The following is an 18,384-nucleotide window of genomic DNA, read 5'->3' as shown; positions in this document are numbered from 1 at the left end:
TTGGTTCGTAGGAGCGAGCTTGCTCGCGAATCGCGGTTGTTCGCGGTCAAGCTCGCTCCTACAGGTTGGGTGCCTTACCAGAGGGCCAGGGTGTAGCCGAGGATCAGGCGGTTTTCATCGATATCGGTGTTCAGTTCGTCCGCTCGTTCCGGGCTCAGTGGCGGCTGGCGGCGGCTGCGCCGATGCCGGTCATGGAACGGATGAACTGGGCCAGGTAACGGCCGCGTTCTTCCTTCGCACGCTCGGAGGCATCGGTCACCGACAGCAGCCAGGCGCTGAAGAAGGCCAGGCCCATGGAGAACAGCGCCGGGTTGGAGTAGGGGAACAGCGCCTTGTCGTGGTGCAGCACGTTGACCCAGACGGCGGGGCTCAGCACCAGGAGGACGATGGCGGACAGCAGGCCGGCCACGCTGCCGGCGACGGCGCCACGGGTGGTCAGGCCTTTCCAGAACATGGAGAGGAACAGCACCGGGAAGTTGACCGAGGCGGCGATGGCCAGCACCAGGCCGGAGAGGAAGGCGATGTTCTGCGACTCGAACAGCAGGCCGAGGATCACCGCCATTACGCCGATGCAGAGGGTGGCGATGCGCGACACGCGCATTTCCTCACGCTCGCTGGCCTTGCCCTTGCGGATCACGCAGGCATACAGGTCGTGGGACACCGCCGAGGCGCCGGACAGCGCGAGGCCGGCTACCACCGCCAGGATGGTGGCGAAGCCCACGGCGGAGATGAAGCCGAGGAACAGGCTGCCGCCGACCGCGTGGGACAGGTGCACCGCAACCATGTTGCCGCCGCCGATGATGGCGCCGGCCGCGTCGCGGAATTCCGGGTTGGTGCCGACCATCACGATGGAGCCGAACCCGACCACGATCAGCAGCAGGTAGAAGTAGCCGATGAAGCCGGTGGCGTAGAACACCGATTTGCGCGCTTCCTTGGCGTCGCTCACGGTGAAGAAACGCATCAGGATGTGGGGCAGGCCGGCGGTGCCGAACATCATGCCGAGCCCGAGGGAGATCGCGTCAATGGGGTTCGACAGCAGGCCGCCCGGCGCCATGATGGCCGCGCCTTTGGCGTGGACGGAAACGGCGGCGGAGAACATGGCTTCGGTGCTGAAGCCGAAATGCTTGAGCACCATGAAGGCCATGAAGGTGGTGCCGGAAAGCAGCAGCACGGCCTTGATGATCTGCACCCAGGTGGTGGCCAGCATGCCACCGAAGGTCACGTAGCAGACCATCAGTACACCCACCAGCATCACGGCCTGGGTGTAGGAGAGGCCGAACAGCAGCTCGATCAGCTTGCCGGCGCCGACCATCTGCGCCACCAGGTACATCAGCGCCACCGTCAGGGTGCCGAAGGCTGCGGTGATACGGATCGGGCTTTGTTCAAGGCGATAGGACACCACGTCGGCGAAGGTGTACTTGCCGAGGTTGCGCAGGCGTTCGGCGATCAAGAACAGGATGATCGGCCAGCCAGCGAGCACGCCCAGGGCGTAGAGCAGGCCGTCGTAGCCGTTCATGAACATCATCGCGGAAATGCCGAGGAAGGACGCCGCGCTGATCATGTCACCGGCGATCGCCAGGCCATTCTGGAAGCCGGTGAGGCCGCCGCCGGCGGTGTAGAAGTCCGCGGTCGAACGGGTGCGCAGGGCGGCCCAGCGGGTGATCCCGAGGGTGAAGAGCACGAACGCCAAGAACATGTAGATGGCGTTCCAGTTCAGCGAACGCGCGGCGGCGTCGGCGGCGAAGGCGCTCTGGGAGACCAGGAGGCCGGCGGCGAGCAGCAGGGAGGCGAGGGCTTTCATTGGCCGCACTCCTGCCGGACCTTTTCGTTCAGCGGGTCGAGGACGTTGGTGCGCTTCACGTAGATGCCGGTGAGCGCAAAGGAGAGCAGGATGATGACCACGCCCACCAGCATGCCCACACTGGTGACGCCTCCATTGAGGGATCGGCCGAGCACGCCGGGGGCGAAGGCCACCAGCAGCACGAAGCCGTAATAGATCATCAGCATGGCGGCGGTCAGCGACCAGGTCAGGCGCTGCTTGCGGCGGACCAACTGGATGAAGTCCGGGTTTTCCCGAATGCGATCGAGGTCTTGCGGGGTCATGGCTGCTCTCTCTTTTTGTGATTGTCGAGGCGCCCGTTCGACGGCCGACGGCAAGGCTGCTTGTGTCGAACGGGGTATTGCTGGTGCTGCTTGTAGGAGCCAGCTTGCTGGCGAACGGGGTCTGCCAAAAGCTTCGCGAGCAGAACTCGCTCCTACGGGTGTCGCTTACAGCTGGTCGAAGTCGAGGACCACCTTCTCGCTGACCGGGAAGGTCTGGCAGGACAGCACGTAGCCGGCGGCCACTTCGTAGTCCTCCAGAGCGAAGTTGCTGTCCATCTCCACCTCACCTTCGACCACCTTGCACTTGCAGGTGGAACACACGCCGGCCTTGCAGGAGTAGGGCAGTTCCATGCCCTGGGCGTTACCGGCGTCGAGCACGCTGACGCTGTTGCGCGGCAGTTCGAAGGTCATTTCGCGGCCATCGCTGATCACGGTGACCTGGCTGCTGGCGCCGTCAGTGGCGCGGGCGGCTTCGCGGGCTTCGCGCTTGGCGCTGCTGCCGGCAGCGGCGAACAGCTCGAAGTGGATGCGCTCGGCGGACATGCCGTTGGCCTTGAGCTGGTCGCGGACGGTTTCGGTCATGGCCTGCGGACCGCAGATGAAGGCGGCATCCAGGGCCTTGGCGTCGATCCAGCGGGAGAACAGCTGGCCGCACTTGTCGGCGTCGATCCGGCCGTTGTAGAGGTCCACGTCCTGCTGCTCGCGGCTGAACACGAAGATCAGGTTCAGGCGTTGCAGGTAAAGGTTCTTCAAGTCTTCCAGTTGCTCGCGGAACAGTGCCGAGGCGCTGGAGCGGTTGCCGTAGATCAGGGTGAAGCGGCTGTGTGGCTCGGTTTCCAGGGTGGTCTTGATGATCGACAGGATCGGTGTGATGCCGCTGCCGGCTGCCACTGCCAGGTAATTGCCGTGGCGCGCGGCGTCCAGTTCGACGAAGAAGTGGCCGGACGGCGGCATCACTTCCAGGCTCTGGCCGGCTTTCAGGCCTTCATTGGCAAAGGCGGAGAAACGGCCGCCGGCCACGCGCTTGATCGCCACCCGCAGCTCGCCGTCGTTGACGCCGGTGCAGATGGAATAGGAGCGGCGGACTTCCTCGCCGTCCATCTGGGTGCGCATTACCAGGTGCTGGCCCTGGGTAAAGCGGAACGCCTCGGTCAGGTCGGCGGGGATGTCGAAGGCAATGGAGACCGCGTCGCGGGTTTCCGGGCGCACTTCTTTGATCTTCAGGCTGTGGAACTTGCTCATCTTGGTCGTCTCCGGTGGCAAGCCACTCAGATGCACTTGAAATAGTCGAACGGCTCTAGGCAGTCGCGGCAGCGGTACAGGGCTTTGCACGCGGTGGAGCCAAACTGGCTGAGCAGTTCTGTGTGGGCGCTTCCGCACTGCGGGCAGCACACATCGCCGGCGTCGCCCATCAGGCTGCGCTTGCTGGTGCTGCCGGCCGGCGGGGCGATGCCGTAGGCACGCAGGCGCTCGCGGCCGTCGGTGCTGATCCAGTCGGTGGTCCAGGCAGGTGTCAGTCGGCGTTCCAGCTTCGGCGCGGCGAAGCCGGCGCCTTCCAGGGCCTGCTCGATGTCGTGCTCGATCACCTCAGTGGCCGGGCAGCCGGAGTAGGTCGGGGTGACCACCACATGCAGGTGGCCGTCCTGCCAGTCGAGGCCACGGACGATGCCGAGGTCGACCACGCTGACCACCGGCACTTCCGGGTCCATCACCTCGCCCAGCACCGACCAGGCGCGCGCCAGATCATCTGGCGCGCCGGGCCTGGCGCCACGGTCACTGGTAATCAGCTCACCAGGACGCATCGGGGTGGGCCCGCTGGAGGAATTGCATTTCGGCCAGTAGCAGACCGAGGTGCTCGGTGTGCAGGCCCTTGCGGCCGTTCAGGTAGAAGTAGCTGGCCGGCTCAGGCATCGGCAGGGTGGCGCTGGCGAAGATGTCGGCCACCTTGGACTTCCAGGCCGCGGCGATTTCTGCCGGGTTCGGCGCAATGCCGGCCTCGCACAGACGCTGTTCCACGTCGTCGCCATTCACCAGTTCCACGGTGAAGCGCCAGATGTCACGGATGGCTGCCAGCATGCGCTGGTGGCTTTCCTCGGTGCCGTCGCCCAGGCGCTCGACCCACTCGCCGGAGCGGCGCAGGTGGTAGGTGACTTCCTTCAGGGCCTTGGCGGCGATGCCGGCGACGCGCTCGTCGCTGGACTGGGCAAGGCCGTGCAGCATCTGGAAGTGCCAGGCATCAAACAGGAACTGCTTGGTGATGGTCACCGCGTAGTCGCCGTTGGGCTGCTCTACCAGCAGCAGGTTGCGGTAGGCACGCTCGTCGCGGCGGAACGCCAGGTGGTCGGCGTCACGGCCGTCGTCCAGCAGCTCGGCAGCGTAGTCCAGCCAGTTGCGGGCCTGGCCCACCAGGTCGAGGCCGACGTTCATCAGCGCCAGCTCTTCTTCCAGTGCCGGGGCACGGCCGCACCATTCGCACAGGCGCTGGCCCTGGATCAGGGCGCTGTCGCCGAGGCGCAGCAGGTATTGAATGAGGTCTTCGCGTTGAGTCATGGCAGCGGCCTCACATGTGGCCGACTTCGGCCGGCAGCTCGTAGAAGCTGGCGTGGCGATAGACCTTGTCCTGGGACGGGTCGAACAGCGGCTCTTTCTCGTCCGGGGAGGAGGCGGTGATCAGTGCGGACGGCACCACCCACAGGCTCACGCCTTCGTTGCGGCGGGTGTACAGCTCGCGGGCGTTCTCGATGGCCATGCGCGCATCGGCGGCATGCACGCTGCCGACGTGCTTGTGGTTCAGACCGTGCTTGCTGCGCACAAATACTTCAAAAAGGGTCCACTCAGACATTTGTTCTTCTCCTCATCGGGGTTGAGCTGCTGCGCGTCGGCATAACGTCGTTGGAAACAGGCCCGGGCTTGCTCATTTACAGGCGTAAACTCCGCGCCCGTGCCTGTTTCCGCCTCGTTCTGCTCTAGCTCGCTAGCTCATGCGCGAAATTCAGGCGGCGTCGCGTTTCTGTTGTTGTTTGCGGGCATGGGCGACAGCGGCTTCGCGGACCCAGGCGCCGTCTTCGATGGCCTTGCGGCGGGTGGCGACGCGTTCGACGTTGCACGGGCCATTGCCCTTGAGCACTTCGTAGAACTCTTCCCACTGGATGTCGCCGAAGTCGTAGTGGCCGCGTTCCTCGTTCCACTTCAGGTCCGGGTCCGGGGCGGTGCAGCCGAGCAGTTCCAGTTGCGGAACGGTCTGGTCGATGAAGCGCTGACGCAGTTCGTCGTTGCTCTGGCGCTTGATCTTCCAGGCCATGGACTGGGCGCTGTTGGGGGAGTCGGCGTCGCTCGGGCCGAACATCATCAGCGACGGCCACCAGAGGCGGTTGATGGCGTCCTGGACCATGTCCTTCTGGGCCTGGGTACCGTTGCGCATCATGTGCAGGAGGATTTCGTAGCCCTGGCGCTGGTGGAAGGACTCTTCCTTGCAGATACGGATCATGGCGCGGGAGTAGGGACCATAGGAGGTCCGCTGCAGCACCACCTGGTTGACGATGGCGGCGCCATCCACCAGCCAGCCCACTGCGCCCATGTCGGCCCAGGTCAGGGTCGGGTAGTTGAAGATGCTCGAATACTTGGCCTTGCCGCTGTGCAGCTTGGCGACCTCGGTGTCGCGATCAGCACCCAGGGTTTCCATGGCGCTGTAGAGGTAGAGGCCGTGACCGGCTTCGTCCTGGATCTTGGCCATCAGCTGCAGCTTGCGCTTCAGGGTCGGGGCGCGGGTCACCCAGTTGCCCTCGGGCAGCATGCCGACGATCTCCGAGTGAGCGTGCTGGGAAATCTGGCGGATCAGCGTCTGCCGGTAAGCCTCCGGCATCCAGTTTTTCGCTTCGATCTTGATTTCCGCGTCGATCTTTTCCTGGAAGGCGCGTTCTTCAGGAGTCATCTCCTCCAGCGCTTTCACGCGCTTCACGCCTGTCTCAACCAATTGTGCGTACATGCCGTTCTCCAGCCATGCAGGGTTCGTGGGGTGGCTTGGCCATGGCGCTATTTTTAAATGATACGAAAACAAATATCAAACACTAAAACGTGTATCGAATAGAGTTTTTGTATCGAATTGACGATCGGTCGAGGGGCATCCGCGCATAAGGGATAGGTTGATGGAAGGGGTTTTGTGGTGTTTGCGGATGCCAGGGAGAGCGCGGTTGAGGGCCTGATTGCGGGGCTTGCGGCGGAGTGCGGTGGTGGGAGAGGGTGCTCGATTCCGGCTAAAGCTGGAAAGCGATACGCAGATATAGAGATGGTGTGATTTTGGTGTTCTGTTTCTTTGAGCGGGTAGGAAAGGCTCTGCGCCTTTGGCGGGCTGGGGCGTGGACGCAGCCATCCCCCTCTCGCAGGACGGGTTACTGCGAGGTGGCTTTGAGGCAAGTCACTGACCGAAGCCGGGACTCGTGAACATCACAGAGTGCGGATCATTGAAGCGGATCACCACACCGCGAGTCCGGACGCGGTGATCGAAACGATGGTCAAAGCGCGGATCCACGATGAAGAACCGCGAATTCGTCTTGCCGAAGCCGTGACTCCGGTGGAATCCGTTGAAGTTGTGGTGGTGATGCCTGAACCCGTGGTGGTGATGGGATTTGAAACCGTGGTGATGATGTCTGAAGCCCATGTGGCTGCTGCGGTGGTGGAAGCCTCCGAAGTGACTGCCGCCGCGCCCGCCGGCCAGCATCATGGCGCCGCTGGTGTCGTTGCTGGGCCAGGGTGGCCCGGCAGATGCCTGGCTCCCGCCGAAGCAGGCGAGGAGCAGGACCAGAAGTTTGAGGATGCGCATGGCGAACCCTCCACACTCAATTCCCCCGGAACTTACCCCCGTACCACTCATTATAGTTTTCGACGGGTGCCCCCCGAAGCGGGGCGACGGACCGGCGTCGCGATTGAAATCGCAGAGATCGAGCAGGCGATGTCGCTTTTTTGTGGGGGCGAATTTGTACGCTATGGGAGGCCCGCAGGGCGAACCTTCGGTCCGCTTGGCGATTGAAATCGCCCCCACAGGGTTTGTGCCAGCGCTCGGCTCTTCTTTGTGGGAGCGAATTTATTCGCGAAAGGACAGCACAGCTGTCCCCGGAGCTACCAGGCAGGTCTTCGACCTGCATCGCGATTGAAATCGCTCCCACAGTTCGGGTGAGTGGTGCCGCCTTTACCCGATGGCGAACCTTAGGTCCGCTTGGCGATTGAAATCGCCCCTACAGGGTTTGTGCCAGGGCTCGGCTCTCCCTTATGCGGGTGAAATTCCCGGTAGGGTGCGCCATGCGCACCGTCTTGCTCGGAGAGCGGTGCTTCGTTGTGGGGGCGAATTCATTCGCCAAGGGCGGCAAAGCTGCCCCCTCAAAGTTCGAATGGCGAACCTGCGGTCCGCTCAGCGATTGAAATCGCCCCCACAGGTCCGGTGGATTGCCGGGGGCGTGATGCTCCGGTCTCGTCTAGAGTTCCTGGCGACGCACGGAGGAGGTCGGATCATGGGATGTCCGCAGGTCTGCAGCGGGGCGACGCTGCAATGCAGTTTCGGAGTGGCGCCGACGGTGCTGAATGTGCTGCCGGTGAATCGCACCCTCACGGGCGGGATGCCGGCGGCGAACATCATGGATCACATCCCTCTGGTGAACATTCCCACCTTCGGCATGTGCCAGAGCCTGGCCAATCCAACCGTGGCCGCCGCCACTGCCGCCGCCCTCGGCGCGTTGACTCCCATGCCCTGCATTCCCGCCACGGCGACGCCCTGGATTCCCGGCGGCGCACCCACCGTGCTGTTGGGCAGCATGCCGGCGCTGGATTCCAACAGCACGCTGATGTGCACCTGGGGCGGGGTGATCAAGATCCAGATGCCCGGCCAGGTGCAGATGCAGATTCCCTGAGCCGGCGAATGGGGATGGAGTCAGGCTGCGGCATGTGCTCGTAGGAGCCGGCTTGCCGGCGAATGGCTGGCCCGGTTCGCGAGCAAGCTCGCTCCTACAGGCGTGGGGTCAGGCTTCGGCGGGTTCGGTCCAGCGGCGCCACCACCAGCGCAGCCGGGACATGGGCTTGCCCTCGGCGTTTAACGGGCGACCATCTTCGGTGAAGGGTTGCCCGGGCTCCAGCAACTGGCCCTTGAGATAGCGGCTGCGCAGTGCGAGCTGCCCGTTGCCGTGGAAACGCTGGTAGGCACCGTCGCGCACCCCGTCGCGATAGTGCTCGACTTCAGCCACTCCGCCGTCGGGGAAATAGCTGGTGGCCTCGCCGTGCATCAGGCCCTGGCGGTAACTCACCTTGCGTTGCAGCCAGCCTTCCGGCGCATGGAAGGTCGCCACGCCGTGGAGCTTGCCGCGTAAGTAGGGCATCTGCGCCGAGACCTTGCCGTTGGGGTGGAAGAGGGTAACCGGACCGTTCAGCTCGCCCTGGCTGTAGCTGAGTTGCGCCTGGGGTCGGCCCGCTTCCTCGATGCGTACGGGACCTTCCAGTTCGCCGTCCTGTAACTGGCCCTGCATGCGGCTGTCACCGCGGGTGAGGTCGAGCTTGCCGCCGTTCGCCATGTTCAGTTCACCTTCACCAGTCCGCCCTTGATGGTCAGCATGCCGCCGCCGTCCACCGTCTGCTCGGCGCTGGCCTTGTTGGTCAGGCTGATGCCGGCATCGTTGGTCAGGGTGGTACCGGCCTTGTTGTCCAGAGAGGTGCCCGCCTGGTTGGTCAGGGACGTTCCAGCCTTCTGGGTGATGGACGTTCCGGCCTGGGCGGCGAGGTCGGCATCACTCTTGATGGTCAGGCTGCCGCCGCTCTGCAGGGTAAGGGTGCCGCTGACCTTGATGGTCAGGTTGCCGTCCACGGTGAGCTCGTAGTTGCCCGTCACCTTGTGGCTGTAGTTGCCGCCGGTGCTGTGGGTCTGATCGGCGCCCACCTTCACCGTGCGGCTGTCTTTCACATCCAGGGTGTCGCTGCCGGTCTGGATGGTTACGGAGCGCTTGCCCTTTTCCAGGGTGATGGTCTCGTCGCCTTCTTTAACGGTGCGGGTGCGGGCGTTCTGCACCGTGAGGGTTTCGTCGTGGCCGATGGTGGCGGTGCTGTCGTTGAGCACATTCACCTTCATGTCCTTCTGCGCCTGCAGGAACACTTCCTCAGCGTCCTTCTTGTCCTCGAAGCGCAGCTCGTTGAAGCCGCCGCCGCCCTTGGAGGAATTGGTCTTGATGCCGGATTGCGTCTGGTTGTCCGGCAGGACGTAGGGCAGGGTGTTGTCGCCGTTGTAGACGCAGCCGGTGACCAGCGGGCGGTCCGGGTCGCCGTCGATGAAGGTGACGATCACCTCCTGGCCGATACGCGGGATGAACTGCATGCCGAAACCCTTGCCGCTCCAGGGCAGCACCACCCGCACCCAGCAGGATGAGGTTTCGTCGTTGTTGCCCAGGCGATCCCAGGGGAACTGGATCTTGATGCGGCCGTACTGGTCGGTCCAGATTTCCTCGCCGGACTTGCCCACCACAATCGCCGTCTGGGTATGCATGCGAGGCTTCGGCGTGGTGCGCGCCGGGCGGTAGTTGGTGGTCTTGGGAATGGCTTCGAAGCGGTTGCGGTAATGCTCGTGGCTGGCTTCGTGGGTGACCGAGGTCACCACCCAGTCGATATTCAGCGACTCGTCGTCATGCCCGTCCAGGGTGAACCAGTGCCCCGGTACCAGCCAGCGGCAGTCGCTCTCGCCAATGAAGCGCTTCTCCTGGCTGCGCAGTTCATCCACTCGTTGCTTGGACAGCGCATCGCCGCGCGCCTTGGCGGTGTAGCCGCCGGGATGCTCATACATCGACCGTGGCCCAGCCACCGCTTCGGCCTGGCTGTAGAGCGAGGTGGTGGGCGTGGTGAATTCGTAGTCCGTGGCGCTGTACACCCCGGCCACCGCCTGCAGGCAGAGCTGCCCGGAACGCACCCCATGCAACTCGCGCACGCCGATGCCCTGACCCAGGTAAGGCACCTTCGGCCCATTGGGAATCTGCGGGAAGGCATCGTTGCTGTCCCCCAGCACCAGCGTGTGCTTGCCGTCCTCATGGGTGAAGAACCAGAAGATCCCTTCCTCCTCCAGCAGCCGCGAAACGAAGGCGAAATCGGTTTCGCCGTACTGCACGCAATACTCGCGGGGCTCGTAGCTGCCGCCGAGCTTCAACTGGTAATCGGTAAAACCATGGTCCGAGAAGATGCCGGTGACGATGTCGCTGGTGGTCTTGTTCTGGAACACCCGGTTGTTGCTCGCCAGGGTCAGCCACCAGAGCCAGGGGCGCAGTACCAGTTGATAGCGCTCGGCGGTGGCGTCGGCGGGGAGCTGGTGGATTTCGGCCACCAGGGCGTCGAGGGGGCGCTGGTTGGCGTCGTTGTGGAGGGTGGTGGTGAGGTGGGTGGCGACTGCGCTGGTCAGGGTGAGAGCGGTGGTGCTGTGGCCGTGCAGGTTCAGCTTGCTGAGGCCATTCAGCGACTCGCTGCCGGTAATGATCTCCGGGCTGAGGCCGCTCACCGTCGCGCTGCCAAGCACGAGACTGGAACTGGAAAGTGTCATTCGGAGCCTCGCTGAGTAAGCAAGGCGTTTGATTTCACGGACAAGGCGTCACATCCCCTTGTTTTCTGGATATCTTTTCTGTCATGAAACAGTCCATCGATTAGACGAAGCTGTTGCGTAGTTCCTGCATGACGCTGTTGAAGTTAGCCCTGGTTTGACTGCTGGGACCCGAAAGAGTGGAGAGCGTCGGAGTCGCGAGTTGGTCTGAGATGTTCCCAAAGGTGCAGTTCGATTTCTTTATTTCTTCGTAGACTTCAAGCCAAATCAATTTATAGACCTGATCGGTAGGGTGGGCCTGATCTATGGTTGCCAAGTGTGCAATGGCGTTGCTGGCCGTATAGCTTGCGGAACTGACGTGGGCGGCATCAGCAGTCGCTGCTCCTTCCTTGAGTCGGTAGTTGCCCTTGACAAGTTGACGGATGGTTTCTTCGCTCAGACAGCTGCCAATCTCGACCAGTCCATCTCCATTTCTTCGAGTGTGAAGTGCCAGCGCAAGGTTGTAGTTAATTACGCCTAGTTCCAGGGATTTTATTTCTGCTACTGCTTTCTTCAGTTCGATGAATTCCTTGAGTTGTTGATTGGAAGATTTCTGGTCAAGCGCGGTTTGCATCGCTGCCTGTGCATGCCAGATACCTCCTTTGAATCTCTGAGGGTTCACTACCATTTCGATCACGTCTTTTGGCATCGCAGCATTCAAAAGCTTTTGCTCTGCTTGTTTGAGTCTGAGCGAGTACCTTACCGAACTGAGTGGCCTGGCCAGATTGATAAAAATGAACTTGGATCGTCCATTCTTCAGCGCAACGAAATCCCTCAGTACGTTGCGTTGGATATTTGCGACTTTGTCAGCTGCGGTGGCCATGCCCGCTGGGTCGCGGCCAGCGGTGTAAAGGTCGTTAGCGCCAAACCAGACAATGAATAGTGTATTTCCAAGTGTGATGTTGTTGCTGTTGCAGTCGGTCTTGAATGCTTTGATCTGGTCGTCAAATGTTCCCAAGAAATTCCCCAGGCGAACTGGAGTGTCCCCGCACGCTCCGCCCTCTGCATAGTTTGCATATTGGAAGTTATTGAATCCCTGCCCGTTGTTGAGGCCAAGAGACTGTGCGTTCAGCATGCTCTTGTTGCTTAGGGTCGTGTGTCTGTTGCTGAGTTCAATTGTCGTTTGCGCGGTATTGGCAATCATTGTTCGCTGAGTCGCTTCCTCGAACATGAAGTCTGTCCAATTTCGGCAGTCGCTGAATCTGCCGGAAGGGCTGACTGACATTTGTCCTGTTGCTCTGGCCATTCGGCCACTCTTTGTCACCCATTTTTTTCCGATGTCAGACAGGCTGTCGCCAAATACGACCACGGTATCTATTTGCATGATCGCCACCTTCCAATTGGTTAGAAATGTCCGTTGGGCTGCAAATTGCTCACTCCAGCACCCACTCCGCCAACTTCCCCGTCACCTGCGCCATCAGCACATTCTCGATATCCCGCGCCCCGGCCGAGCTGCACTTGGCCAGTACCGCTTTCACGATGGCCGGGTCGAAGTCGAAGTGTTTGCCGGTGGCGGCCTTGTAGCGGCCCTGGAGTTTTTCCAGCTTGGCGATGACGATGCCTTCCAGCGTCGCTTCGTCCAGCGGGCGGTAGGGCACTACGGTCATGCGGGCGAGGAAGGCGGGGCGGAAGGCTTGTAGCAGGACCTTGCGCAGGCGTTCGTTGAAGGCGTCGCTGCCGAGCTGGTCGGGCGCGGTGTCCAGCACCAGTTCGGCGCCGACGTTGCTGGTGGCGAGCATCACGGTGTTCTTGAAGTCCACCACCAGGCCGGTGCCGTCTTCCATCACGCCCTTGTCGAAGACGTTGTAGAAGGCTTCCAGCACATCCGGGTGGGCCTTTTCGATTTCGTCCAGCAGCACCACGGAGTAGGGGCGGCGGCGTACGGCTTCAGTGAGCACGCCGCCCGAGCCGTAGCCGACATAGCCGGGCGGGGCGCCCTTGAGTTGGCTGACGGTGTGGGCTTCCTGGTACTCGGAAAGGTTGATGCTGATGAGGTTGCGCTCGCCCCCGTAGAGGGCGTCAGCCAGGGCGTAGGCGGTTTCGGTCTTGCCGACGCCGGTGGGGCCCACCAGCAGGAACACGCCAACGGGTTTGGCCGGGTCGGTGAGGCCGGCGCGGTAGGCCTGGATGCGCTGGGCGATGGTGCCGAGCGCGGCGTTCTGCCCCATGACTCGCTGGCCCATGCGCTGGCCCAGGGTGCGTACGGCGTGGGCTTCGTCGGCGAGCATCTTGCCGATGGGGATGCCGGTCCAGCCGGCGATCACCGCTGCCACGGTCTTGGAATCCACCTGCTCGGGCACCAGCGGGTCGTCCTGGCGAATGGCGTCCAGGCCAGCTTCCAGGCGCGCCAGTTCGGCGGCCAGGTGGTCGATGCGGTCGTCCAGTTCCTCGTTGGGTTTGCTGGCGTCGACGCTGTCGGAAAGGGCCAGCAGTTCGCGGCGGGCCTCCAGCAGTTCGCGCACGGCTTCGCGTTCCTCGCCCCAACGGGTTTCCAGCTCGCGGATGGCGACGACATTGCTGCGGGATTCGGTTTCCAGGGCGGTGATGCGTTCGCGGTGGTCGAGGCCGGTGGCCTGTTCGCGGCGCAGGCGTTGCAGCTCTTCTTCCAGGGCCTGTTCACGGTGGCGCAGGCTTTCCAGCGGCGGCGGCACGTCGTGCTGGCCCAGGGCGACGCGGGCGCAGGCGGTGTCCAGCACGCTGATGGCCTTGTCCGGCAATTGCCGGCCGGAAATGTAGCGATGGGAGAGCTTCACTGCGTCATGGATCGCGGCGTCCAGCACCTGCACGCCGTGGTGCTGTTCCAGCTTGGCGGCGACCCCGCGCAGCATCTCGACCGCCGTGGATTCGTCCGGCTCTTCCACCTGCACCAGCTGGAAGCGCCGGGCGAGCGCCGGGTCCTTTTCGAAGTACTTCTTGTATTCCAGCCAGGTGGTGGCGGCCAGGGTGCGCAGTTCGCCACGGGCCAGGGCCGGCTTGAGCAGGTTGGCGGCGTCGCTCTGGCCTTCGGCAGCGCCGGCGCCGATCAGCGTATGGGCTTCGTCGATGAACAGGATGATCGGCTTCTCGGCATTGCGGACGCCATCGATCACGCCCTTGAGACGCTGTTCGAACTCGCCCTTGACCCCGGCGCCGGCCTGCAGCAGGCCGAGATCGAGCACTCGCAGGCTGACGTCCTGCAGGGGCGGCGGCACGTCGCCGGCGGCGATGCGCAGGGCCAGGCCCTCGACGACGGCTGTCTTGCCCACGCCGGGAGCGCCGACGAGGATCGGGTTGTTCTGCCGGCGGCGCAGGAGGATGTCGATGCTCTGGCGGATCTCGCTGTCGCGCCCGACGATGGGATCGATGCGGCCGGCGTGGGCATCGGCGGTGAGGTCCTGGGTGTATTGGTCGAGGATGGAGTCCTGGGCACCGGCCGGGGCGGGCTTGCCCTTGCTGGCCTGGGGCGAGGCGGTCTGCTCGCGGGAGGCCTGGGTCCAGTCCTGCAGGTTCTGGCGTAGCGCCTCGCGGGGAATGCGCAGCAACGAAGAGGCGCTATTGAGCAGTAGCGTGCGGCGTTCGTCGCGATCGAGCAGGGCGAGCAGCAGCAGGCCGGAACGGATGCTCTGCTGGCCTAGCACGCTGGCCTGCACCACGGCATCTTCCAGTAGGCCCACGGTCTGCGCCGAGAGCGCCGGGGTGCGGGTGTTGCCGGCCTTGAACAGCTCCAACGCCTGGTTGATCTCCGTTGCCACCGCATCGCGTTCCAGGCCGAAGCGCGGCAGCAGGTAGGCCAGGTCGCCGCCCTCGATGTCCATCAGCTCCAGCAGCAGGTGCTCGATTTCCACGTAATGGTGGGTGCGTTGCAGGCAGCGCTGCGCGGCCCGTTCCAGGGCGCGGCGGCTTTGTGCGTTGAGGCGTCCGATCAGGCTGCCGAGTTCCATGGTCAGGCCACCTCCGTCTGGCGCAAGCGAGTGTCGATCTGTTGCAGGGCTTCGCCGCGCAATTGCAGCCCGCCGCTCCAGCGCAGGCGCGGCGGCTGGGTGCGGTCCAGGCACAGCGGGGTGCCGGGGCGGACCAGCAGGCGCAGGGCGCAGTCCAGGTCCGGCCCGAAATAGAGCGCGGCCAGGCTGGCGAGCCGCACGTGCTCGGCGCCGCCAGGGAGAAAGTCCCGCGCGCGCGCATTGCTCAGGGGGCCGAGAGTCAGGCGGATGCCGGCGTGCTCGTCCCACACGCGGGTGCCGGCGATGGCGTCGCGGCCCAGCCCCAGGTTGCGGCCTTTGCGTTGCAGGAGGCTGCGGCTGGCCGGCGGGATTTCGCGCCAGCCGCCCTGGTAGGCCTCGTAGCGCACGGCGACGTTGAACTGGTGGCGCACCAGCGCGGCGAAGCCAGCCAGGGAGCGGCGACCGCCAGCGAACAGCGCGGTGCGCGCGGTTGCCGCGGCGTCCGGCAGGGCCAGGCGGTTTTGCAGGGCATCGGGCAGCAGGCCGCAGAGGGCCAGCAACTGGTCGTGGGCCGGCGAGTCATCGGGAGCGCGGAAGCCCAGGGCCAGGCGATGCTTGCCCAGCACCCGGTAGAGCAGGCTGAGCAGGCGGTGCTGGAACAGGTCGAGGAATTCCGCTGGGGCGTGATCCTTCTGCTTCGCCTGTTGCTGCAACCATTCCTGGTACGCGTAGGGCAGGGGGCCGTCGGGGCCGCCAAGACCGAACACCGGAGTGGTCAGGACGGGCGGCTGGCCGGCCACTTCCTCCAGGCGCTCCACCTGGCTGGCGGCGAAGGTGGGCGTGAGCGGGCCGCGCAGACGCAGCGCCTCGCTTTGGGGGGCGCTACTGCGGCCGAGTGAGTCGGCGTCCGGCCGTTCGCGCTCCAGCAGCAGGAGTGCCTGCAGGAGCTCGAAGGCCTGCGGCTCGTCGCGCAGACGGCGGCTCAGAGGGAGAGGGGCATGCCGGCCTGGGGTTGCCACGTCCTGACCTCCTTGTCGCCATCGACCAGCACGGTTCGCACGAAGCGGTTGGCGGTCGCGTAAAGGGAAAAGAACTGCGCCAGCACGGCGGAAAACAGCACGGAGCTGGCGCCGGCGAAATGCTGCGGGTCGAGGCTGAGTCGCACTTCGAGGCCATTGCGCCAGCCACGCCAGGCGTCGTCGCCGACCCGCGCCACCACCCGCTCGCAGACAAGCCGGGCGATACCGTCGATCTGCCGGCGGGCGCTGCCTTCGTCGCGCAGGTTGTGCAGGTTGAGCATTTCGCGCAGGGCGTCCAGCGCCTGCGGGCCTTCCACCAGGGACAGGTGGTTGAGGGTCAGTTGCGAAACCATGCGCCAGCGCGATTCGCCGGTCAGGCGCGGCAGGCTCTGCGGGCTGGGCGGATTGCGCAGGGTGGCGCGGGCGACAGGGCCGGGGCGCTCGAAGCCGAGGCGGGTGCCGGCCTGCAGGTTCTCCGCCAGGTGCCGATTGGTGCACAGCAGCTCGGCGGTCAGGCTGTATTCGGGGGCGTCCAGCAGCGGGTCGAAGCCGGTGTCCACCAGGCTCAGCAGCATGTCGGTGCCACGGCGGTTCGGGCTCATGCCCTGCACCCGGCGGGCGTGCCAGTAGAGTCCGGCACCTGGAGCTCCTGCGCCGTGGGCATGGCCGTAGTAGGCCGGCACGGGGCTCACGCCGCGCGGTGAGGCGGCGCGCACGGAGCGAATGCTGTAAATCTCCACGCTGCTTTCACGGTGGGCGTCGGCCACCAGGCGGTACTCGCTGCGCGTGCCGTCCGGGCGCAGGGGTTCGGAGGTGCGCGGGAACAGATTGATGACGGGCGCGCATCCCAGGCGCAGGTCATCGGCCTGCAGGTGCGGGCGGCCGGCCGGGGCGCGGTCGAAGGCGATCACCAGCGTGCAGTCGCGACCGCCCGATGCTGGTGGCTGGATCGGGATATCGAAGAAGGCGAACTTGTCGGGAAAGGTGAAGTACTCGGCCAGGAGCCGTAGGCCAGGATGCTGGCCATCTTCCTCGGGAAGCAGCGCCTGGTCGTCGGCAAAGCCCACCAGCTGCGGTTCTCCGGGGCAGGGCAGCGGTGGCTGGCCGGGCACGCCGCAGTGAATGCCGAGGCTGTGCGCGCCGAGCAGATCGAACAGCGCGGCATTGGTCACCGGCGAGGCGGCCAGGTGCAGGCGCAGCTGGCGGACGGGCAATTGCGCCCAGTCGAACTCGCCCAGGCAGTGCAATTCCAGGCGCAGGGCCGCGCGGGCATCGGGCCGCCCGGTCAGCGCCACCGCCTCGTCGCCGTCCAGCAGGGTGGCGCCGCCGATACGTATGGGCCACAGCACCGCCTCGGCCGTGGTGCGCAAGTGCACGCTGGCGCCCTGGCTGGTGGTGACGAACAGCGGCGTATCGCGCGGCATCCGGTAGCCCTCGGCCAGGCTGCCCTGGGTCGGGTCCGGCTCGAACTGGACGATGGCGCAGGAGGGGATTGGCCGCAGGGCCAGCGGGTAGAGCTGCTCCAGCAGGGCGTCGCTGAACTCGGCGTAGTCGTCGTCGAGGCGTCGTTGCAGGCGAGCGGTCAGCAGGGAGAAGCCTTCGAGCAGGCGCTCCACGTGGGGGTCAGGGCATTCGCCGGGGGCCAGTTCCAGGCGTCGGGCGACCTTGGGGTAGCGGGCGGCGAAGCTGGCGCCGGCATGGCGCAGCCAGGTGAGTTCGCGCTGGTAGTAGTCCAGCAGTTCCGGGTCAATCGAGTCGCTCATGGCGCACCTCGAGGCCCTCGTCGTCGTTGTCGATGATGAACACCGCCGGCCAGGTGCGCTGGCCGCTGCGCAGGCTGCCGCCAAGGCGGATGCGCAGCCGCTGGGGCTGGTCGGGCGCCGGGGCGGCTTCCACTGAGGTCAGTTGCAGGCGGGGTTCGAAGTGTTGCACGGCAGCGCGGATGTCCCGCACCAGTTGGCGCCGGTCATCACCACGGCCCGCCTGCAGGGCGCTCCAGTCGCCGATGCCGTAGTCGAGGATGGTCAGCGGGCGGCCGCTCCTGGCGCTGGAGCGGCGGGTGTTGAGCAACCGCACCAGCTCCAGGCGGACGGACTCCGCCAGGGCCTCGCGGTCGAAGGCCGGCGCCTCGTCCGCCTGGGCGGCGAGGCGCTCGAACAGCGGCGCAAGCAGGCCGGCATCCGACATGGCCGGGCGCCGCGCTTACTTGGCCACCTTGTTGGCCGCCAGGTCCCAGGTGGAGGCGGCGGTGCCTTCCTTGGTGCCATCGTCCTTCTGTGCAGTGAGCTCCCATTTGATCTTGGTGAAGTTCAGCGACAGGGTTTCCACCGGCTTGCCACCGGCGCCGCCGCTGACGCTGACGTTGGACAGCACCACGTTGTCCAGGGTGTAGACGATGAAGGGCAGGATCTTGCCGTCGCCTTCGGCAGCGTTGCGGCCGATGGTGACCTTCGCCGTGGTGATGGGCTTGCCGGCACAGCAGTATTCGTTCAGCGACGGGGTGGAGGTGTCGATGAACTTGGTCACGGTGAACTCACCGATGTGCGGGCGGCCGGAGGTGCGCTCCGAGTTGCTGACGTCGTTGGTGACCTGCATGGCCACGTTGTGGCTGTAGGACATCAGTTCGATCTTGTCGGTGAAGCCTTCGAGCAGGCTGTCGCCTTTGATGTCGTCGCCGAGGTCGAGAATGATCGCATCCATCGAATGGAACTCCTGAATCTGGAATGTCTGGAGAAGAGCTTGGTGCCCGCCC

Annotated in this window: 17 protein-coding genes; 1 reads left to right on the top strand and 16 read right to left on the bottom strand. The window is 64.7% G+C overall.

The genetic code is table 11. The features are described 5' to 3' along the window. Positions 1–154: 154 nt before the first annotated feature. The 8 genes from E8E91_RS13750 to E8E91_RS13715 all read right to left on the bottom strand — a co-directional run bounded on the left by E8E91_RS13750 (position 155) and on the right by E8E91_RS13715 (position 6,922). Positions 155–1,801, bottom strand: a complete 1,647-nt coding sequence (locus tag E8E91_RS13750) for a cation acetate symporter (protein WP_280376210.1) — start codon at positions 1,799–1,801, stop codon at positions 155–157. Further along, positions 1,798–2,103, bottom strand: coding sequence for a DUF485 domain-containing protein (locus E8E91_RS13745; RefSeq protein ID WP_280376209.1), 306 nt, complete (start codon positions 2,101–2,103; stop codon positions 1,798–1,800). Before E8E91_RS13745 ends, E8E91_RS13750 begins: the two co-directional genes overlap by 4 nt. Positions 2,104–2,268: 165 nt before the next feature. Continuing rightward, entirely contained in the window at positions 2,269–3,345 is a 1,077-nt protein-coding gene (gene paaE / locus E8E91_RS13740) for a 1,2-phenylacetyl-CoA epoxidase subunit PaaE (RefSeq protein WP_280376208.1), read from the bottom strand. A 26-nt stretch (positions 3,346–3,371) separates the two neighbouring features. After that, the gene (paaD, locus tag E8E91_RS13735) at positions 3,372–3,905 is read right to left on the bottom strand and encodes a 1,2-phenylacetyl-CoA epoxidase subunit PaaD (RefSeq protein ID WP_271472279.1); all 534 of its coding nucleotides are present in this window, start codon (positions 3,903–3,905) and stop codon (positions 3,372–3,374) included. Next, positions 3,892–4,653, bottom strand: a complete 762-nt coding sequence (gene paaC, locus E8E91_RS13730) for a 1,2-phenylacetyl-CoA epoxidase subunit PaaC (RefSeq protein WP_280376207.1) — start codon at positions 4,651–4,653, stop codon at positions 3,892–3,894. The genes paaD and paaC overlap by 14 nt, the downstream gene beginning before the upstream one ends. A 10-nt stretch (positions 4,654–4,663) precedes the next feature. Beyond that, a complete protein-coding gene (gene paaB / locus E8E91_RS13725) occupies positions 4,664–4,945 on the bottom strand; it encodes a 1,2-phenylacetyl-CoA epoxidase subunit PaaB (protein ID WP_016493150.1) in 282 nt (93 codons plus the stop codon). Between the two features lie 150 nt (positions 4,946–5,095). Then, entirely contained in the window at positions 5,096–6,088 is a 993-nt protein-coding gene (paaA, locus tag E8E91_RS13720) for a 1,2-phenylacetyl-CoA epoxidase subunit PaaA (protein ID WP_190828029.1), read from the bottom strand. 429 nt (positions 6,089–6,517) lie between these two features. After that, positions 6,518–6,922, bottom strand: a complete 405-nt coding sequence (locus tag E8E91_RS13715) for a hypothetical protein (protein WP_280376206.1) — start codon at positions 6,920–6,922, stop codon at positions 6,518–6,520. A gap of 685 nt (positions 6,923–7,607) precedes the next feature. Here E8E91_RS13715 and E8E91_RS13710 point away from each other — a divergent pair. Continuing rightward, positions 7,608–8,003 carry a DUF4280 domain-containing protein gene (locus E8E91_RS13710; RefSeq protein WP_151134338.1) on the top strand — a complete coding sequence of 132 codons (396 nt, stop codon included), beginning with the start codon at positions 7,608–7,610 and terminating at the stop codon, positions 8,001–8,003. A 108-nt stretch (positions 8,004–8,111) separates the two neighbouring features. Here the strand turns inward: E8E91_RS13710 and E8E91_RS13705 are convergent, their stop codons facing one another. The 8 genes from E8E91_RS13705 to E8E91_RS13670 all read right to left on the bottom strand — a co-directional run bounded on the left by E8E91_RS13705 (position 8,112) and on the right by E8E91_RS13670 (position 18,332). Next, on the bottom strand, positions 8,112–8,657 hold the full coding sequence (locus E8E91_RS13705; protein ID WP_280376205.1) for a toxin-antitoxin system YwqK family antitoxin: 546 nt from the start codon (positions 8,655–8,657) through the stop codon (positions 8,112–8,114). 2 nt (positions 8,658–8,659) lie between these two features. Then, on the bottom strand, positions 8,660–10,657 hold the full coding sequence (tssI, locus tag E8E91_RS13700; protein WP_280376204.1) for a type VI secretion system tip protein TssI/VgrG: 1,998 nt from the start codon (positions 10,655–10,657) through the stop codon (positions 8,660–8,662). 100 nt (positions 10,658–10,757) lie between these two features. Further along, positions 10,758–12,017, bottom strand: coding sequence for an SGNH/GDSL hydrolase family protein (locus tag E8E91_RS13695; protein ID WP_280376203.1), 1,260 nt, complete (start codon positions 12,015–12,017; stop codon positions 10,758–10,760). 49 nt (positions 12,018–12,066) lie between these two features. Beyond that, positions 12,067–14,613 (bottom strand): type VI secretion system ATPase TssH, encoded by a 2,547-nt coding sequence (gene tssH / locus E8E91_RS13690; RefSeq protein WP_280376202.1) that lies wholly within the window; start codon positions 14,611–14,613, stop codon positions 12,067–12,069. A 2-nt stretch (positions 14,614–14,615) separates the two neighbouring features. Beyond that, entirely contained in the window at positions 14,616–15,632 is a 1,017-nt protein-coding gene (tssG, locus tag E8E91_RS13685) for a type VI secretion system baseplate subunit TssG (protein ID WP_280376201.1), read from the bottom strand. Then, a complete protein-coding gene (gene tssF / locus E8E91_RS13680) occupies positions 15,596–17,395 on the bottom strand; it encodes a type VI secretion system baseplate subunit TssF (protein ID WP_280376200.1) in 1,800 nt (599 codons plus the stop codon). The genes tssG and tssF overlap by 37 nt, the downstream gene beginning before the upstream one ends. Beyond that, positions 17,379–17,819: a type VI secretion system baseplate subunit TssE gene (gene tssE, locus E8E91_RS13675; protein ID WP_280376199.1), complete on the bottom strand. Its 441-nt coding sequence runs from the start codon at positions 17,817–17,819 to the stop codon at positions 17,379–17,381. The genes tssF and tssE overlap by 17 nt, the downstream gene beginning before the upstream one ends. A 15-nt stretch (positions 17,820–17,834) precedes the next feature. Then, positions 17,835–18,332 (bottom strand): Hcp family type VI secretion system effector, encoded by a 498-nt coding sequence (locus E8E91_RS13670; RefSeq protein ID WP_280372239.1) that lies wholly within the window; start codon positions 18,330–18,332, stop codon positions 17,835–17,837. Between the last annotated feature and the right edge of the window lie 52 nt (positions 18,333–18,384).

Source organism: Pseudomonas sp. BN515, assembly GCF_029873155.1.
GTDB lineage: Bacteria > Pseudomonadota > Gammaproteobacteria > Pseudomonadales > Pseudomonadaceae > Metapseudomonas.
This window is presented reverse-complemented; position numbering and strand designations above follow the sequence as displayed.

Excerpts from the sequence above, each read along its gene's own strand:
- E8E91_RS13750 (WP_280376210.1), bottom strand. The coding sequence starts at position 1,801 with ATGAAAGCCCTCGCCTCCCTGCTGCTCGCCGCCGGCCTCCTGGTCTCC.
- E8E91_RS13745 (WP_280376209.1), bottom strand. The coding sequence starts at position 2,103 with ATGACCCCGCAAGACCTCGATCGCATTCGGGAAAACCCGGACTTCATC.
- paaE (WP_280376208.1), bottom strand. The coding sequence starts at position 3,345 with ATGAGCAAGTTCCACAGCCTGAAGATCAAAGAAGTGCGCCCGGAAACC.
- paaD (WP_271472279.1), bottom strand. The coding sequence starts at position 3,905 with ATGCGTCCTGGTGAGCTGATTACCAGTGACCGTGGCGCCAGGCCCGGC.
- paaC (WP_280376207.1), bottom strand. The coding sequence starts at position 4,653 with ATGACTCAACGCGAAGACCTCATTCAATACCTGCTGCGCCTCGGCGAC.
- paaB (WP_016493150.1), bottom strand. The coding sequence starts at position 4,945 with ATGTCTGAGTGGACCCTTTTTGAAGTATTTGTGCGCAGCAAGCACGGT.
- paaA (WP_190828029.1), bottom strand. The coding sequence starts at position 6,088 with ATGTACGCACAATTGGTTGAGACAGGCGTGAAGCGCGTGAAAGCGCTG.
- E8E91_RS13715 (WP_280376206.1), bottom strand. The coding sequence starts at position 6,922 with ATGCGCATCCTCAAACTTCTGGTCCTGCTCCTCGCCTGCTTCGGCGGG.
- E8E91_RS13710 (WP_151134338.1), top strand. The coding sequence starts at position 7,608 with ATGGGATGTCCGCAGGTCTGCAGCGGGGCGACGCTGCAATGCAGTTTC.
- E8E91_RS13705 (WP_280376205.1), bottom strand. The coding sequence starts at position 8,657 with ATGGCGAACGGCGGCAAGCTCGACCTCACCCGCGGTGACAGCCGCATG.
- tssI (WP_280376204.1), bottom strand. The coding sequence starts at position 10,657 with ATGACACTTTCCAGTTCCAGTCTCGTGCTTGGCAGCGCGACGGTGAGC.
- E8E91_RS13695 (WP_280376203.1), bottom strand. The coding sequence starts at position 12,017 with ATGCAAATAGATACCGTGGTCGTATTTGGCGACAGCCTGTCTGACATC.
- tssH (WP_280376202.1), bottom strand. The coding sequence starts at position 14,613 with ATGGAACTCGGCAGCCTGATCGGACGCCTCAACGCACAAAGCCGCCGC.
- tssF (WP_280376200.1), bottom strand. The coding sequence starts at position 17,395 with ATGAGCGACTCGATTGACCCGGAACTGCTGGACTACTACCAGCGCGAA.
- tssE (WP_280376199.1), bottom strand. The coding sequence starts at position 17,819 with ATGTCGGATGCCGGCCTGCTTGCGCCGCTGTTCGAGCGCCTCGCCGCC.
- E8E91_RS13670 (WP_280372239.1), bottom strand. The coding sequence starts at position 18,332 with ATGGATGCGATCATTCTCGACCTCGGCGACGACATCAAAGGCGACAGC.